This is a genomic window from Rhodococcus sp. NFXS4, from assembly GCF_058139645.1.
In genome coordinates, this window is record NZ_CP192221.1 from 2,039,728 (window position 1) to 2,056,196 (window position 16,469).

Below are 16,469 nucleotides of genomic sequence, written 5' to 3' on the forward strand. Positions count from 1 at the left end.
TGTGCCAGCCAAGTTGTGGGCCGTCAGCGACATCCACGTCGGTCACAAGGGCAACCGGCCCGTCACCGAGGCCATCGAACCGGAGAGCCCCGAGGACTGGCTGATCGTCGCCGGAGACGTGTCGGAGAAGACGGACGACATTCGCTGGGCGCTCGCCGAGCTGAGGTCGAAGTTCGACACCGTGATCTGGGTGCCGGGAAACCACGAGCTGTGGACCACGGTCAAGGACCCGGTACAGATGCACGGTGAGGCGCGCTACGACTACCTGGTCACGATGTGCCGGGAACTGGGTGTGCTGACGCCCGAGGACCCGTTCCCCGTGTGGGAGGGGGAGGTCGGGCAGGCCGGAGGCCGGTCGGGATATGTGGGCCCTGTCACGCTGGTGCCGATGTTCGTGTTGTACGACTACTCTTTCCTGCCCGCGGGCACCACGAACAAGCTCGACGGTCTGGCCCTGGCGCGCAGCCGCAACGTGGTGGCCACCGACGAGTTCCTCATCACCCCGACGCCCTACGCATCCCTCGACGCGTGGTGCGCGGCGCGGCTGGCGATCACCGAGAAGCGGTTGGCCGAGGTGGACACCTCGATCCCGACGGTGCTGATCAACCACTGGCCGCTGGTGCGGCAGCCCACCGAGGTGCTGTTCTATCCCGAGTTCGCCCTCTGGTGCGGAACCACGGCGACCAAGGACTGGCACACCCGCTACAACGCCCTGTGTGCGGTCTACGGCCACCTCCACATCCCACGGACGACGTACTACGACGGCGTCCGATTCGAGGAGGTGTCGGTGGGCTACCCGCGCGAGTGGAAACGCCGCGGACTCCCGGATCAGGTGCTGCGACAGATCCTTCCGGTCCCCGAGTACCCGCCGGGATCGTTGAACAAGTTCGGCGGCCACTTCACGGTCACGCCGGAGATGGAAGCGGAAGTGGAGAAGATGCGAGCGGAGAAGCGACTGTGACGACGGCACGAGAGACCTCCCTGCTCGGCGGGCTGCTCGCGCGCGGCGTCGTCGCCGAGGAGCTGTTCGAGGATCCGCCCGGTCTCACCCCGCACCCCCGCGAGGCGCATCTCGTGGAGAAGGCCGTCGACAAGCGCAAGCGCGAGTTCACCTCGGCGCGGCACTGCGCCCGACTCGCGATGGGCCGGCTCGGACTCGAGCCCGGTCCGATCCTGCGCGGCGAGATGGGATCGCCGGTGTGGCCGGGCGGCGTCGTCGGCTCGCTCACGCACTGCGACGGCTATCGCGCCGCCGCCGTGGGCTACGCGTTGCAGGTCCGCTCGGTGGGCATCGACGCGGAACCGCACGAACCGCTGCCGGACGGCGTGCTGAAAGCCGTGAGCATCGAGGCCGAGCGTGAGGTCCTGGCCACCCGCACCGACGACGAGGTGCAGTGGGACAAATTGCTGTTCTGCGCGAAGGAGGCGACGTACAAGGCCTGGTACCCGCTGACCGGGCGGTGGCTCGGATTCGAGGACGCGCACATCACCTTCGAGCGCGATGCCGGCTCGGCGGGACGCTCGACCGTCACCGGTACCTTCCGCTCCCGGCTGCTGGTCCCCGGCGACACCACCAGCGGCGCACCGCTCACCTCCTTCGACGGACGCTGGGCCGTCTCCGACGGCCTCGTCGTCACTGCGATCACGGTCTTCTGACGGCCGGCCTCCGGCCTTCCCGCGATCTTCTGACAGACTTCTCCCTCGTGCCAGCTCACCCCAAACCCCCCACAGGACTCGACGGCGCCGGACTTCTGGTGGTGGACAAGAGTGGCGGAGTCACCAGCCACGACGTCGTCTCCGCCTGTCGCAAGGCCTTGAAGACGCGCCGCATCGGACACGCCGGCACGCTCGATCCCATGGCGACGGGGGTGCTGGTGCTCGGTGTCGAGCGAGCGACCAAGATGCTGGGTCTGCTCTCGCTGACCACCAAGGAGTACACCGCGACCGTCCGCCTCGGAGCCGCCACCACCACCGACGACGCCGAGGGCGAGACGGTGTCGACGGCGGACACGAGTGCGGTGACGGACTCCGGGATCGACGAGGCCGTCGCCGCGCTGACCGGGAAGATCAGTCAGGTCCCGTCGAGTGTCAGCGCCATCAAGGTGGACGGCAAGCGCGCCCACGCTCTCGTTCGGGAGGGCGAGGACGTCGTGCTCGAACCGCGCACGGTCACCGTCTCCCGCTTCGACGTCCTGGAGCGTCGCCGGGGGAGCGACGTGATCGATCTGGACGTCCACGTCGAGTGCACGTCCGGGACCTACGTGCGGGCGCTCGCGCGAGACCTGGGTGCGTCCCTGGGCGTCGGCGGCCACCTGACCGCGTTGCGGCGCACCCGGGTCGGACCGTTCACGTTGGAGCACGCCCGCACTCTCGACGAGGTGCGGGACGACCCGCACGTGAGCCTCGACATCGACGCTGCCGCTCGCACGGCGTTCCCGCACCGGACGGTCACGTCGGACGAGGCCGAATCGTTGAGCCAGGGACGCTGGCTCGACCCGATCGGGATGCCCGGCATCTACGCGGCACTGGACGAGAACGGCCACACCATCGCCCTGGTGCAGGAACGCGGCAAGCGGGCCAGCACCGTGATGGTCGTGCGGCCGGCCACGCTGCGCCCCTGAGTTCGTCGGGGCGGTCCGGCGTCAGTCCGTGGTCATCCAGATCGCCTCGGCGGCAACATGACCCAGGTCGAGTACCGTGTCGGCCACCTGCACGGCCACGGTCCCGGCGAAGTCGCGGCGCTCGACCATCGTGATCGACAGGTCGAGGGTGATGCCGATGGAATCGAAGTACCGCAACATGTCCGGATCCGAGTCGGAGATGCGGGTGACGTGGCCCTTCTGGCCCGCGACGAAATCGCTGAGCGGTACCGCCGGCGGCGCGGGAATGGTGCCGTCGATGGTAGGGATGGGATCACCGTGCGGGTCGCGTGACGGCCGACCGAGTTTGGCGTCGATGCGCTCGACGAGCAGGTCCGACACCGCGTGTTCGAGCACCTCGGCCTCGTCGTGCACCTCGTCCCAGCCGTAGCCCATCTCCTCGACCAGCCAGGTCTCGATGAGCCGATGCCTGCGGACCATGCCGATGGCGGCGCGCCGCCCGGCCTCGGTGAGTGTGATGGACCCGTAGCGGGCGTGGTCGACGAGGCCCTGATCGGCGAGTTTGCGTACGGCCTCGGAGACCGTGGACGGCGAGACGCACATCCGGGAGGCGAGCATCTTGGTGCTCACCGGCTCGTCGGAGTACTCGCTCGCGGTCCAGATGACCTTGAGGTAGTCCTGCGCGACGGTGGAGAGGGCAGGGGCTGGCACGCCGACAGCTTAGCCGTCGGTGCGCCGGACGTGACCGGTCGATCGTCGGCCCGTAGGCTCCTGGTCGTGGAGAGATGGCGAGGTCTCGACGATGTCCCGGCCGACTGGGGCAGATGTGTTCTGACGATCGGCGTGTTCGACGGCGTACACCGCGGCCACGCCCAATTGATCGACCGCGCCGTGACATCGGCGGCGGCACGCGGAGTGCCGAGTGTGCTCATGACCTTCGATCCGCATCCGATGGAAGTGGTGCGTCCGGGCAGTCACCCGGCCCAGCTGACCACCCTCACCCGGCGTGCCGAACTGGCCGAGGAACTGGGCATCGACGTCTTCTGCGTCATGCCTTTCACGCCGGAGTTCATGAAGCTCACCCCCGATCGCTACATCCACGACATCCTCGTCGAGCGGCTGCACGCCGCCGAGGTCGTGGTGGGGGAGAACTTCACGTTCGGCAAGAAGGCCGCCGGCAACGTCGATCTGCTCCGGTCCGCCGGCACGCGGTTCGGGTTCGCGGTCGACGGTGTCACTCTGCTGGCCGAGGAGTCGGTCACGTTCTCCTCCACCTACATTCGCGCCTGCGTCGACGCCGGTGACGTCGCGGCCGCCGCCGACGCGCTCGGTCGACCCCACCGAGTCGAGGGCGTGGTGGTGCACGGTGACGGCCGTGGCCGCACCATCGGCTACCCCACGGCCAACGTCAAGCCGCCCATGCACGCCGCCATCCCGGCGGACGGGGTGTACGCGTCGTGGTTCACGGTGCTCGGACCCGGACCGATCATGGGTACCGTGACTCCCGGAAAGCGTTGTCGCGCAGCGGTGTCGGTGGGGACCAATCCCACGTTCTCGGGACGCACCCGCACGGTGGAGGCGTTCGTCCTGGACGGCGACGCCGATCTCTACGGGCAGCACGTCGCGGTGGACTTCGTCGAGCGTCTGCGCGGCATGGAGGCCTTCGCCTCGGTGGACGAGCTGATCGCGCAGATGGATCTCGACGTCGACCGTGCCCGCGACATCCTCGCCGCCCTGGACGCCTGAATGAAGAGGTGTCGTTCGGGCCTCGGCCACTGAGGTAGGATGGACGACTGTTGTTCGCTGCGGTCCGCGGCGGCTGCAACACCGCGCCCTCGGGTGCGGCACCATCCACGCGCGGACGGCACTGCATCAGGAGTTTCACTGTGGCTTTGACCACCGAACAGAAGAAGCAGATCCTCGGCGAGTACGGCGTCCACGAGACGGACACCGGATCGCCGGAAGCCCAGGTGGCGATGCTCACCAAGCGCATCCAGGATCTCACCGAGCATCTCAAGGTGCACAAGCACGATCACCACTCGCGTCGCGGCCTGCTGCTGCTCGTGGGTCGTCGTCGTCGTCTGCTCAAGTACGTGCAGAAGGTCGATGTCGCGCGGTACCGCTCGCTCATCGAGCGTCTGGGACTGCGTCGATAATTTCCGTCATGGTTCACGCGATCGCGCCGGCGAGGCAGCCCACGGCTGTTCCTCGTCGGCCGTTCGTCGTGGACCGGTAGTGTCACAGCAGTACTCCCTCTCCGGGAGTGCACAGCACCACAGGTAGGCCGCCGACTCGGCGGTGAGCACCATCAGCCGTTCGTCCCCGACACACGTCGCGGTGTCGGTCTTCGGTAGTGGTCTCTCGGTTTCCGGACGCGCGGAGCGCGACCCGGCCCGGGGGACTTCGATCGTGGGCCGCCTCCGCTCGCACGTCGACTCGGGGACGCCGCACCGGACCACCGGGTTCGAGTGCGCGCCCGGGTGGGCACGGCGAAGACGAGAGGACGAGAAGACTTCCATGTCAGAGACCACCACGAACACCGCAGCGGCCACCGAGGTCGACGAGGGCGTGTTCGAGACCACCGCCGTCATCGACAACGGGTCGTACGGCACCCGCACCATCCGCTTCGAGACCGGCCGGCTGGCCAAGCAGGCCGCCGGCGCCGTCGTCGCATACCTGGACGACGAGACCATGCTGCTCTCGGCCACCAGCGCCTCGAAGCACCCCAAGGACCACTTCGACTTCTTCCCGCTCACGGTGGACGTCGAGGAGCGGATGTACGCCGCCGGCCGCATCCCCGGATCGTTCTTCCGTCGTGAGGGACGCCCCAGCACCGACGCCATCCTGACCTGTCGCCTGATCGACCGGCCGCTGCGTCCGACGTTCGTCGACGGACTGCGCAACGAGATCCAGGTCGTCATCACCGTGATGAGCCTCGATCCGAAGGACCTGTACGACGTCGTGGCCATCAACGCCGCGTCGGCGTCCACCCAGCTCGCGGGCCTGCCGTTCTCCGGCCCCATCGGCGGCGTCCGTGTCGCCCTGATCGACAAGCAGTGGGTCGCGTTCCCCACCAACGAGCAGCTCGAGAAGGCCGTGTTCAACATGGTCGTCGCCGGCCGCGTCGTCTCGGGCACCGGTGCGGACGCCGACGTCGCGATCATGATGGTCGAGGCCGAGGCGACCGAGAAGGTCATCGCCCTCGTCGAGGACGGCGCGCAGGCGCCCACCGAGGCCATCGTGGCCGAGGGCCTCGAAGCAGCGAAGCCGTTCATCGCATCGCTGTGCGAGGCGCAGAAGCAGCTCGCCACGGCGGCCGCCAAGCCCACCGGCGACTTCCCGCTCTTCCCCGCGTACCAGTCCGACGTGTTCGAGGCTGTCGAGGGTGCGGCTCAGATCCCGCTCAACGAGGCACTCACCATCGCCGGCAAGACCGAGCGCGAGAGCAAGCTCGACGAGGTCAAGAATCAGATCCTCACCAGCGTGGGCGACCGGTTCGAGGGCCGCGAGAAGGAGATCGGCGCAGCGTTCCGCTCGCTGACCAAGAAGCTCGTGCGTCAGCGCATCCTGCGGGACCAGTTCCGCATCGACGGCCGCGGCATCACGGACATCCGTGAGCTCTCCGCCGAGGTCGCCGTCATCCCGCGCGCCCACGGCAGCGCGTTGTTCGAGCGTGGCGAGACCCAGATCCTGGGCGTCACCACCCTCGACATGGTCAAGATGGCCCAGCAGATCGACTCGCTCGGACCCGAGACCAGCAAGCGCTACATGCACCACTACAACTTCCCGCCGTACTCCACCGGCGAGACCGGACGCGTCGGATCGCCGAAGCGTCGCGAGATCGGCCACGGAGCCCTCGCGGAGCGCGCGCTGCTCCCCGTGCTCCCCAGCCAGGAGGAGTTCCCCTACGCCATCCGTCAGGTCTCGGAGGCGCTCAGCTCCAACGGCTCCACGTCGATGGGCTCGGTCTGTGCGTCGACGCTGGGCATGCTCAACGCCGGTGTGCCGCTGAAGGCACCGGTCGCCGGCATCGCCATGGGTCTGGTCTCCGACCAGGTCGACGGTGAGACCCGCTACGTCGCCCTCACCGATATTCTCGGTGCGGAGGACGCGTTCGGCGACATGGACTTCAAGGTCGCCGGCACCCGCGAGTTCGTCACCGCCCTGCAGCTGGACACGAAGCTCGACGGCATCCCGTCGCAGGTTCTGGCCGGTGCGCTGTCGCAGGCCAAGGACGCGCGCGTCACGATCCTCGACGTCATGGCCGAGGCCATCGACGCGCCGGACGAGATGAGCCCGTACGCACCGCGTGTCACCGCGATCAAGGTCCCCGTGGACAAGATCGGCGAGGTCATCGGGCCCAAGGGCAAGATGATCAACTCGATCACCGAGCAGACCGGCGCCAACATCTCGATCGAGGATGACGGCACCGTCTACGTCGGTGCTGCGGACGGCCCGTCCGCACAGGCCGCGATCGACATGATCAACGCCATCGCGAACCCGCAGCTGCCCAAGGTCGGCGAGCGGTTCCTCGGAACCGTCGTCAAGACCACGGCATTCGGCGCGTTCGTCTCGCTGCTCCCCGGTCGTGACGGCCTGGTGCACATCTCCAAGCTGGGCAGCGGCAAGCGCATCAACAAGGTCGAGGACGTCGTCAGCGTCGGATCGAAGCTCCGCGTGGAGATCGCCGACATCGACAACCGCGGCAAGATCAGCCTCGTCCCGGTCGAGGACGACGCGGCAGCCGCCGCGCCGGCCGACGATCAGGTCGCCACCTCCGACGAGGTCAGCGCTGAGTAAGAAGTACACGAACGCGGCGGCGCGGTCTGCGGAGCTCTCGGGCTCCCGGCCGCGCCGCCGTGTGCGTACACCCGAACCGTCCGGCGTCCGCCGCACGGTGTTGCCGGGCGGCGTCCGAGTCGTCACGGAGTTCGTTCCCGGCGTGCGGTCCGCCTCGGTCGGCGTCTGGGTCGCCGTCGGTTCGCGCGACGAGGGCCGGACCGTCGCCGGTGCCGCGCACTTCCTCGAGCACCTGCTGTTCAAGGCCACCCCCACCCGTACGGCTCTGGACATCGCGCAGGTGATGGACGGAGTCGGCGGCGAGCTCAACGCGTTCACGTCCAAGGAGCACACGTGCTTCTACGCGCACGTGCTCGACGAGGACCTGCACCTCGGACTCGACCTGGTGGCGGACGTGGTGCTCCGCGGTCGCTGCCGCGCCGAGGACGTCGATGTCGAACGCCAGGTGGTGCTCGAGGAGATCTCGATGCGCGACGACGACCCCGAGGACCTGCTCGGTGACGCCTTCCTCACCGCGCTGTTCGGTGACCACCCCATCGGTCGTCCCGTCATCGGATCGGTGGAGTCCATCGAGTCCATGACGCGGAATCAGCTGCACTCGTTCCACACTCGGCGCTACACCCCGCCGCGCATGGTGGTGGCGGTCGCCGGCAACGTCGACCACGACGACGTGGTGGCGGGGGTCCGTCGCAGTTTCGCCGACCGGATCGCCGGTGCCGCCGAACCGGCACCGCGGCGTGGGGGAGCGGGCCGCATCACCGCGCGCCCGGCCCTGAGCCTGACGACGCGGGACAGTGAACAGGCGCACCTGTGCCTGGGCGTGCGGGCGTTCGGACGCCACGAGGGTCATCGGTGGGCGTTGTCGGTTCTGAACACCGCCATCGGTGGAGGGCTCAGTTCGCGTCTGTTCCAAGAGATCCGGGAGGAGCGCGGTCTCGCGTACTCGGTGTACTCGTCGGTGGACACGTTCTCCGACACGGGTGCGTTCTCGGTGTACGCCGGATGCCAGCCCGAGAATCTCGGCGAGGTCACCTCGGTGATCCGCGACGTGCTCGCGTCGGTGGCCACCGACGGCATCACGGACGCGGAGTGCGCTCGCGCGAAGGGGAGCATGCGCGGGGGACTGGTTCTCGGACTGGAGGATTCCGGATCGAGAATGAACCGGATCGGTCGCAGCGAGCTCAACTACGGCGACCACAGGTCGGTGGAGGAGACGCTCGCGCGCATCGATCAGGTGACCAACGACGAGGTCCGCGATGTCGCCCGGACCCTGCTGGCGCGGCCCATGGCGGCCGCCGTGGTCGGGCCGTTCTCGAAGGTGACGAAGCTCCCGGCCTCGGTACGCGGAGCCGTGGCCGGGAGCTGAGGCGTCTCAGGCCAGGTGAACGGTGGCCATGGCCTTGTGGCCGAGGATGCGCTTGCCCTTGTAGCGCGCGTCGATGGAGACCACCGCAGTCCGGGTCGCCTCGTCCTTCGACTTCACCGTGCCGTCGATGACGATCTCCGACTTGGACACCGGGTCGACCATGACGGGGCTGGTGAAGCGCACGGTGCAGTCCTTCAGGGCACCCGGGTCGCCGAGCCACTCGGACACGAAGCCGGTGCCGAGGCCCATGGTGAGCATGCCGTGGGCGACGACGGTGTCGAGCTCGAGCAGCGACGCGAAGTGGTCGCTCCAGTGCACGGGGTTGTTGTCGCCGACCACGCCCGCGTAGTTCACGAGATCGCCGCGCGAGAGCAGCACTGTCCTGGTGGGCAGTGCGTCGCCGACCGCCACGTCCTCGAAGCGCCGACGGGCATGGCCGGTGTGCGGGACGACGACGGGCGGGGCGTAGACCGTCTCGAGGTCGTCACCGCCGGGATTGACGTCGGCCACCTCGTCGGAGGTGGACAGGGTGAACATGCCGTTCATGACCATGCCGCGCGCGACGTCCGCGATGCTGTCGTCGCCGTCGTCGGCGCGCCCGATGAGCAGGGTGGTGTACGTGATCTGCGCCAGCTCGTTGCGCTGGTTGGTGATGACGGTCTTGGTCACCATCATGTCGCGGCCGACGACCGTGCGGAAGGAGTCGAGCGAGACGTCGCACGTGAGCCGGTCGCCCGCCAGAATCGGCGCGAAGTACTCGGCATGCTGGTCGGTCTGCAGCATCCGGCTGAGGTCGTATCCGGTGGCGATGCGCTCGAGCAGCTTCTGCTGGGCGATGATGCCGACCAGCGAGAAGAACGTGGGCGGCGCCATCAGCGCCGGATAGCCGACCTCGAGTGCGCCCTCCTCGGTCCAGTGGACCGGATGGAAGTCGCGGACGGCTTTCGCGTACTCCCGCACCTTCTCGCGGCCGACCTCGTAGTAGTCGTCGGCGCGGTAGTGGTAGCCCACCATGTCCAGCGCATGCTGCGCCGGGTCGAACGTGGTGTCGCTCGCGACGGCGTCGGTGGCCAGGATCTCGGCAGTCATGACGGCAACCTATCCCCGGCGACGAGCGCTGTGCAGTGCCAACGGAGTTCTCCGGGCTGATCACAGAAAAGCGACTTCGAGATTGTTATACGCACCCAATGCTGATCGGCATGCGGAGAATCAGGCCCCGAGACTCTTCCTCATCCTGGTGAACGATCGGGCGTTGTTCATCGCCAGGACGGCGACGACGTCGTCCGCTCGCTCGTACACGGCGACGAACGAGCCGGCCTCCGGGTCGCCCTCGACCACGCGCACCGAATCGGTCGACTGGCGACGGCCGGCGAACTGGATGCGAGAGCCGTACTGGTCCGACCAGAAATACGGAACACCGGACGGCGCGGGCTGCGCCCCCACGATCGACCGCGCCACTCGCCGAGCCTGGGTGACCGCGTGCGACCAGTGTTCGCTGCGATGGTGGTCCTGCAGCACCTCGTCGAACGCGCGAGCGCAGTCCCCGATCGCGTAGACGCCCGGAACGGTGGTGCGGCACTGCGCGTCGGTGACGAAACCGCCGTCGATGGCGAGACCGGACGCTGCCGCCCACTCCGTGTTGGGGATCGAACCGATTCCGATCACCACGACGTCGGCGGGCAGTACCGTCCCGTCCCCCAGCAGGACGGAGGTGACGGCCCCGTCGCGGCCCTCGAGAGAGTCGACGGCGGCGCCGAGCAGGAGGGTCACGCCGTTCGCACGATGCAGATCGACGCAGACCTCCGCCATCGTCAGGCCGAGCGGGCCGGACAGGGGAGCGGTGGACGCCTCGACGATGGTGACGGAGATGCCGAGGCCGGCGGCCGTGGAGGCCACCTCGGCTCCGATGAATCCCGCGCCGATCACCACCATGGTGGTCGCCGTGGCCAGCGACGAGCGCAGTGCGGCGGCGTCGTCCAACGTGCGCAGCGTGTGGACGCCGCCGAGGTCGTCGGCGCCCAGCAGGGTCCGTGCGCGCGCGCCGGTCGCGATGACGACGACGTCGGCACTCACCTCCCGCCCGTCCGCGAGCTCCACGCTCCGACCGGTCATGCCGACAGCCGGTGTCCCGAGCACCCAGTCGACGTCGAGCGCATCGGGTTCGGGAACGAGCCACGGGTCGGGAGCCGATCCCTGCAGGAAGGCCTTGGAGAGGGGCGGGCGATCGTACGGCAGGTGGGGCTCGTCGCCGACGACGGTGACGCGACCCGTGAACCCGTCCTCGCGGAGAGCGGTCGCGACGGTCGAGCCCGCGAGCGACGCCCCGACGACCAGGACGGAGTTCACCGTCTCGACGTCGGGCCTGTCGGGGGTCGTCACGAGCCGGGGAGGTCGAGCACGACCGCGCCGTCGACGACGTGCACCGCATATGTCCGAACGGGAGTCTTCGCCGGTGTGCCCGAGGGGGCGCCGGTCCGCAGATCGAAGCACGACTCGTGGAGCGGGCACTCGACTGCGCAGTTCTCCACCCATCCGTCGGCGAGCGAGGCGTCCTGGTGTGTGCACGTGTCGTCGATCGCGAAGAGGCCCTCCTCGGTGTGGAAGACGGAGATCGCGGTGTGACCCGGCGGGGTGACGGTGGCGACCTCGCCGACGGGGAGGGCCGATGCGGAGCAGACGGCGACGCGATGAACGGTGTCCGGCATGATGCCTCCCGCAAGTGTGACGGTGTTGCGTCGATCGCAACTGTGATCGATCTGCGCAACAGGATGCACCAGGACGATCCACCGCGTCAATCGCTGCACCGGTGTGTCGAACCACAGCGTGCCGGGTTGACAGCCCGGCCCGGGGCGTCGAGTCTGTGTTGCGTAAACCACCCATCGTTGCGCTGATCGCAACAGGTCCCAGGGGGACGCTCGTGACACCTCGTATCGTCGTCATCGGCGCCGGCATCGTCGGGACCTCCCTGGCGGACGAACTGACCGCCCGTGGGTGGACTGACGTCACCGTGCTCGACCAGGGGCCGCTGTTCTCCACCGGCGGATCCACGTCGCACGCCCCCGGGCTGGTGTTCCAGACGAATCCCTCGCGCTCCATGGCCCACTTCGCGGCCTACACGGCCGACAAGTTCCGCGCACTCACGCACGACGACGGGCCGTGCTTCGACACGCTCGGCGGCCTCGAGATCGCGACGACCGAGGCTCGGTGGACTGATCTGCAACGCAAGGCCGGGTGGGCGCGCTCGTGGGGCATCGAGGGACGGCTCGTCGACGCCGCGGCCGCAGCGGCTCTGCACCCGCTCGTGGACCCGGACGTCGTGCTCGGCGCGTTCCACACTCCGAGCGACGGTCTCGCCCGGGCGGTGCGGGCCGCCGAGATGCAGGCGCGTGCGGCGCAGGCCCGCGGGGCGGTGTTCCGGGGGGACAGTCCGGTGACCGAGATCCTCCAGGCGAGTGGACGTGTGACGGGAGTGCGGACCCCGCACGGCGACGTGCCGGCGGACATCGTCGTGTCGGCCGCGGGCTTCTGGGGTGCCGAGCTCGGGCGCACGGTGGGACTCACGGTTCCCCTGGTCCCGATGGCGCACCAGTACGCCTACACCGGACAGATCGAGGCGCTGGTCGGCCGGAACACCGGTGCGACGGACGCGAGTCTGCCGATCCTTCGTCACCAGGACGGCGACCTCTACTACCGGGAGCACGGGGATCGTCTCGGTATCGGCTACTACGGCCACGACCCGATGCCCGCGGACATGGGCGCGCTGTCGTGGGACGCGGACGGTGACGCGTCGTCCGTGGCGCCCCCACCGATGCCGTCGATGCTGCCGTTCACCGAGGACGATTTCGCGCCGGCCTGGCGTGAGTCCGCGAGAGTGCTTCCGGCGCTGCGGGAGTCGAAGGTCGAATCCGGATTCAACGGCATCTTCTCCTTCACTCCCGACGGTCACTCGATCGTCGGGGAGCACCGGGATCTGGCCGGCTTCTGGGTGGCGGAGGCGGTGTGGGTGACGCACTCCGCCGGTATCGCGCGCGCTCTCGCCCAGACCCTGATCGACGGCGCCTCGGAGATCGACCTCCACGAGTCCGATCTGTATCGCTTCGAATCGGTCGAGCGCAGTCCCGCCTTCATCGCCGCGACCAGCGCGCAGGCGTTCGTGGATGTGTACGACATCGTGCACCCCCGCCAGCAGCGCACGGCGCTGCGAGGACTGCGGCGCAGCCCGTTCCACGCCGCGGAGGTCGCGCTGGACGCCCGCTTCGTCCAGGGCGGAGGCTGGGAGCGCCCCGCCTGGTACGAGAGCAACGCGGGCGAACTCGCGGCGCTCCTCGAGACCGGGTTCCACCTTCCGGTCCGCGACGAGTGGTCCGCGCGTCACTTCTCCGACATCGCCGTGGCCGAGGCCGCGGTGACGAGGAGCCGGGTCGCGATGTACGACATGACACCGCTCACCCGGTACGACGTGGAAGGACCCGGCGCAGCCCACTTCCTGCAGCACCTCACCACCAACGACGTGGACACCGCGATCGGCCGTGTCACCTACACGCTGATGCTCGACGAGAGAGGCGGGATCCGCAGCGACCTCACGGTCGCGCGACTCGGCGCCGATCACTATCGCGTCGGAGCGAACGGTCCACTCGACCTCGATGCGATGCTGCGCCGCGCCAGGACGGGAACGCCCGACGGTCCGGTGACGGTGCGGGACGTCACCGGAGCGACGTGTTGTGTCGGAGTGTGGGGTCCCCGTGCCCGCGCGATGGTGGCACCGCTGGCCGACGCGGATTTGGGACACAAGGCCTTCGGCTACTTCCGCGCAGTGCGGACGTACCTCGGTGCGATTCCCGTGATCATGATGCGGGTGTCGTACGTCGGCGAACTCGGGTGGGAGATCTACACCGACGCCGAGTACGGCGGCGCCCTGTGGGACCTGTTGTGGGAGGCCGGGTCCGACCACGGGGTGATCGCTGCCGGTCGGCTCGCGTTCGACAGCCTGCGACTCGAGAAGGGGTACCGCGCGTGGGGGCACGACATGACCTCCGAGGACACCCCGGCCGACGCGGGCGTCGAGTTCGCCGTCAAGGACGCCACGGACTTCGTCGGTCGGTCGGCCCTGGCCGCTCGGCCCGCGACGCGACGGCTGCGGACCCTCGTGTTCGACGACCCGGACGCCGTGGTGCTCGGGAAGGAGCCGGTCTCGCTCGACGGCATGGTCGTCGGGTACGTCACGAGCGCGGGATGGTCGGCGACCCTCGGGCGGTGCGTCGCGTACGCCTGGCTTCCGCTGGACACTCCACTCGGCACCGCGGTGTCGGTGACCTACTTCGCCGCCGCACTGGGTGCGACGGTGTCCGACGACGCGGTCGTCGATCCCGCCGGACAGCTGATCAGGAGATGAGCCACGTGAGCTACGACGTCATCGTCATCGGACTCGGCGGCATGGGCAGCGCCGCCGCCTTCCATCTGGCCGACCGCGGACAGCGGGTGCTGGGGCTCGAGAAGTTCACCCCCGCCCACGACAAGGGATCGAGCCACGGCGGATCGCGGATCATCCGGCAGTCCTACTTCGAGGACCCGGCCTACGTCCCGCTCCTCCTGCGGTCCTACGAACTGTGGGACGAACTGAGGAGCATGTCCGGGAAGGAGGTGCATCGGATCACCGGAGGACTGTTCCTCGGGCGCGAGAGCTCGGTGACGTTCTCGGGCTCGCTGCTGGCGTCACGGCAATGGTCGCTGCCGCACGAGATCCTGGATGCCGCGCAGGTGCGCGAGGCGTTCCCCACCTTCGATCCCGACCCCGACGAGGTGGCACTGTTCGAGGCCGCCGCGGGTTTCGCGAGGCCCGAACTCACCGTTCAGGCCCATCTGGACCTCGCCGAGAACCGCGGTGCGACATTGCAGTTCGGTGAGACGGTGCTCGGCTGGGAGGAGTCGGGGGACGGTGTCACCGTCACCACCGACAAGGGGACCCACACGGCGGGCCAGGTGGTGATCTGCCCCGGTGCCTGGGCGCCGCAGTTGCTCGAGCAGTTCGCGGTACCGATCGTCGTCGAGCGCCAGGTACTGCACTGGTTCGGCGCGAGCGCCGGTACCGCCGCGTACGAGAACAATCCGATCTTCATCCACGAGGCCGCGGACGGTATGCAGGACTACGGTTTCCCGGCGATCGACGGTCCCGACGGCGGCGTCAAGGTGGCCTTCTTCCGCAAGGGCATCGAGTGCACGCCGGACACCATCGACCGTACGGTGCACCCGCACGAGATCGAGGCGATGCAGACCCGGGTGCGGCAGACGGTGCCCGGCCTCGACGGGCCGAGCGTGCACTCCGCGACGTGCATGTACTCCAACACTCCGGACGAGCACTTCGTCATCGCGCGGCACCCCGACGCCACCAACGTCACCGTCGCGTGCGGGTTCTCCGGCCACGGTTTCAAGTTCGTGCCCGTCGTCGGTGAGATCCTGGCCGACCTCGCTACCACCGGGACGACCGCGCACCCCATCACCCTCTTCGATCCCCGCCGATTGGTGACCGTATGACAAGCGCCGCGCCCCGCACTCAGTCGTTGATCCCCACTCTCCCCGGATCCTGGTACACCAGCGCGGAGACGTTCCTGGCCGAGCAGGAGCACGTGTTCGAGACGATGTGGTTCTGCGCCGTCCGCAGTGCCGATCTCGCGGCACCCGGCGCCTTCCGCCGCGTCGACGTGGGCCGCGAGAGCGTGCTGGTGGTGCGCGGGCGTGACGGGGCCCTGCGCGCGTTCCTCAACGTGTGCCGCCACCGCGGCGCACAGATCTGCACGGAGGAGTCGGGCCAGGTCAAGCGTAATCTGCAGTGTCCGTACCACGCCTGGACGTACGGGCTGGACGGGAAGCTCGTGGCCGCTCCCAATCTGTCCGCGTTGTCGGACGGGTCCGGTGCCCCGCTCGACCGTACGGAGTGGGGTCTGATCCCCGTCGCGCTCCGGGAGTGGCTCGGCTACGCGTGGCTGTGCCTTGCGGACGAGCCGCCGTCCTTCGAGGACGAGGTGATCGGCGCGGTCACCGAGCGGCTCGGCGACCCGACGGCCATCAACCGGTACGACATGCCGTCTCTCGAACTCGGTCGCCGCGAGGTCTACGACGTGGCGGCCAACTGGAAGCTGATCGTCGAGAACTTCATGGAGTGTTATCACTGCGCCACGATCCACCCGGAGCTGACCGAGGTCCTCCCCGAGTTCGCGGACGGGCTCGCGGCCCAGTACTTCGTCGGCCACGGTGCGGAGTTCGGCGCGGAGATCGACGGATTCACCGTGGACGGGTCCGCGGGGTTCGGCGCCCTGCCGACGCTCTCGGAGGATCAGGACCGGCGGTACTACGCCATCACGATCAAGCCGACCGTCTTCGTCAACCTGGTTCCCGACCACGTGATCCTGCACCGCATGTACCCGGTGTCCGCGGACCGCACCGTCGTCGAGTGCGACTGGCTGTACACGCGGGACGTCGTCGAGTCCGGCCGCGACGTCAGCCGATCGGTCGAGTTGTTCCATCGCGTCAACGTGCAGGATTTCGACGCATGTGAGCGAACCCAACCGGCGATGAGCTCACGGGCATACCGTGACGGTGGCGTTCTGGTGCCGGCCGAGCATCACATCGGGCTCTTCCACGACTGGCTGGCGGAACGCCTGCGGGAGGACGGGCGCCTGCAGGGGTGACCGATCGGTGAAAGGGTG

The 16,469-nt window shown here is 68.7% G+C and carries 14 protein-coding genes; 10 read left to right on the top strand and 4 right to left on the bottom strand.

What is annotated here, in order from left to right; translation table 11 throughout:
* Window position 1 precedes the first annotated feature (1 nt).
* Genes J4E04_RS09575 through truB form a run of 3 tightly spaced genes read left to right on the top strand, consistent with a single transcriptional unit; the run spans window position 2 to window position 2,621 of the window.
* The gene (locus tag J4E04_RS09575; RefSeq protein WP_328809700.1) at window positions 2-961 is read left to right on the top strand and encodes a metallophosphoesterase family protein; all 960 of its coding nucleotides are present in this window, start codon (window positions 2-4) and stop codon (window positions 959-961) included.
* Window positions 962-981: 20 nt separating this feature from the next.
* The gene (locus J4E04_RS09580) at window positions 982-1,656 is read left to right on the top strand and encodes a 4'-phosphopantetheinyl transferase family protein (protein WP_490150529.1); all 675 of its coding nucleotides are present in this window, start codon (window positions 982-984) and stop codon (window positions 1,654-1,656) included.
* Window positions 1,657-1,703: 47 nt separating this feature from the next.
* Window positions 1,704-2,621 carry a tRNA pseudouridine(55) synthase TruB gene (truB, locus tag J4E04_RS09585; protein WP_056444968.1) on the top strand — a complete coding sequence of 306 codons (918 nt, stop codon included), beginning with the start codon at window positions 1,704-1,706 and terminating at the stop codon, window positions 2,619-2,621.
* A gap of 21 nt (window positions 2,622-2,642) precedes the next feature.
* Here the strand turns inward: truB and J4E04_RS09590 are convergent, their stop codons facing one another.
* Window positions 2,643-3,311, bottom strand: a complete 669-nt coding sequence (locus J4E04_RS09590; RefSeq protein ID WP_027505084.1) for a metal-dependent transcriptional regulator — start codon at window positions 3,309-3,311, stop codon at window positions 2,643-2,645.
* A 66-nt stretch (window positions 3,312-3,377) separates the two neighbouring features.
* Between J4E04_RS09590 and J4E04_RS09595 the strand changes: the two genes are divergently transcribed.
* From J4E04_RS09595 to J4E04_RS09610, 4 genes are all read left to right on the top strand, one after another.
* Entirely contained in the window at window positions 3,378-4,346 is a 969-nt protein-coding gene (locus J4E04_RS09595) for a bifunctional riboflavin kinase/FAD synthetase (RefSeq protein WP_222630856.1), read from the top strand.
* 140 nt (window positions 4,347-4,486) lie between these two features.
* Window positions 4,487-4,756, top strand: a complete 270-nt coding sequence (rpsO, locus tag J4E04_RS09600) for a 30S ribosomal protein S15 (RefSeq protein ID WP_027505086.1) — start codon at window positions 4,487-4,489, stop codon at window positions 4,754-4,756.
* 361 nt (window positions 4,757-5,117) lie between these two features.
* Window positions 5,118-7,400 carry a polyribonucleotide nucleotidyltransferase gene (locus tag J4E04_RS09605; protein ID WP_027505087.1) on the top strand — a complete coding sequence of 761 codons (2,283 nt, stop codon included), beginning with the start codon at window positions 5,118-5,120 and terminating at the stop codon, window positions 7,398-7,400.
* Window positions 7,401-7,461: 61 nt separating this feature from the next.
* Window positions 7,462-8,766 (top strand): M16 family metallopeptidase, encoded by a 1,305-nt coding sequence (locus J4E04_RS09610; protein WP_051613192.1) that lies wholly within the window; start codon window positions 7,462-7,464, stop codon window positions 8,764-8,766.
* 6 nt (window positions 8,767-8,772) lie between these two features.
* Here J4E04_RS09610 and J4E04_RS09615 read toward each other — a convergent pair whose 3' ends face one another.
* From J4E04_RS09615 to J4E04_RS09625, 3 genes are all read right to left on the bottom strand, one after another.
* Complete coding sequence (locus J4E04_RS09615; protein ID WP_056444959.1) at window positions 8,773-9,855, bottom strand: fused (3R)-hydroxyacyl-ACP dehydratase subunits HadA/HadB; 1,083 nt, start codon at window positions 9,853-9,855, stop codon at window positions 8,773-8,775.
* A 120-nt stretch (window positions 9,856-9,975) separates the two neighbouring features.
* Complete coding sequence (locus J4E04_RS09620; protein WP_308123764.1) at window positions 9,976-11,145, bottom strand: NAD(P)/FAD-dependent oxidoreductase; 1,170 nt, start codon at window positions 11,143-11,145, stop codon at window positions 9,976-9,978.
* Window positions 11,142-11,471 (bottom strand): bifunctional 3-phenylpropionate/cinnamic acid dioxygenase ferredoxin subunit, encoded by a 330-nt coding sequence (locus J4E04_RS09625; protein WP_027505091.1) that lies wholly within the window; start codon window positions 11,469-11,471, stop codon window positions 11,142-11,144. Before J4E04_RS09625 ends, J4E04_RS09620 begins: the two co-directional genes overlap by 4 nt.
* Before the next feature lie 212 nt (window positions 11,472-11,683).
* Here J4E04_RS09625 and J4E04_RS09630 point away from each other — a divergent pair, with 212 nt between their 5' ends.
* Genes J4E04_RS09630 through J4E04_RS09640 form a run of 3 tightly spaced genes read left to right on the top strand, consistent with a single transcriptional unit; the run spans window position 11,684 to window position 16,451 of the window.
* Entirely contained in the window at window positions 11,684-14,158 is a 2,475-nt protein-coding gene (locus J4E04_RS09630) for a GcvT family protein (RefSeq protein WP_490150405.1), read from the top strand.
* Window positions 14,155-15,297: an N-methyl-L-tryptophan oxidase gene (solA, locus tag J4E04_RS09635; protein WP_027505093.1), complete on the top strand. Its 1,143-nt coding sequence runs from the start codon at window positions 14,155-14,157 to the stop codon at window positions 15,295-15,297. The genes J4E04_RS09630 and solA overlap by 4 nt, the downstream gene beginning before the upstream one ends.
* Window positions 15,294-16,451: an aromatic ring-hydroxylating oxygenase subunit alpha gene (locus tag J4E04_RS09640; RefSeq protein ID WP_490150406.1), complete on the top strand. Its 1,158-nt coding sequence runs from the start codon at window positions 15,294-15,296 to the stop codon at window positions 16,449-16,451. Before solA ends, J4E04_RS09640 begins: the two co-directional genes overlap by 4 nt.
* Window positions 16,452-16,469 lie beyond the last annotated feature (18 nt).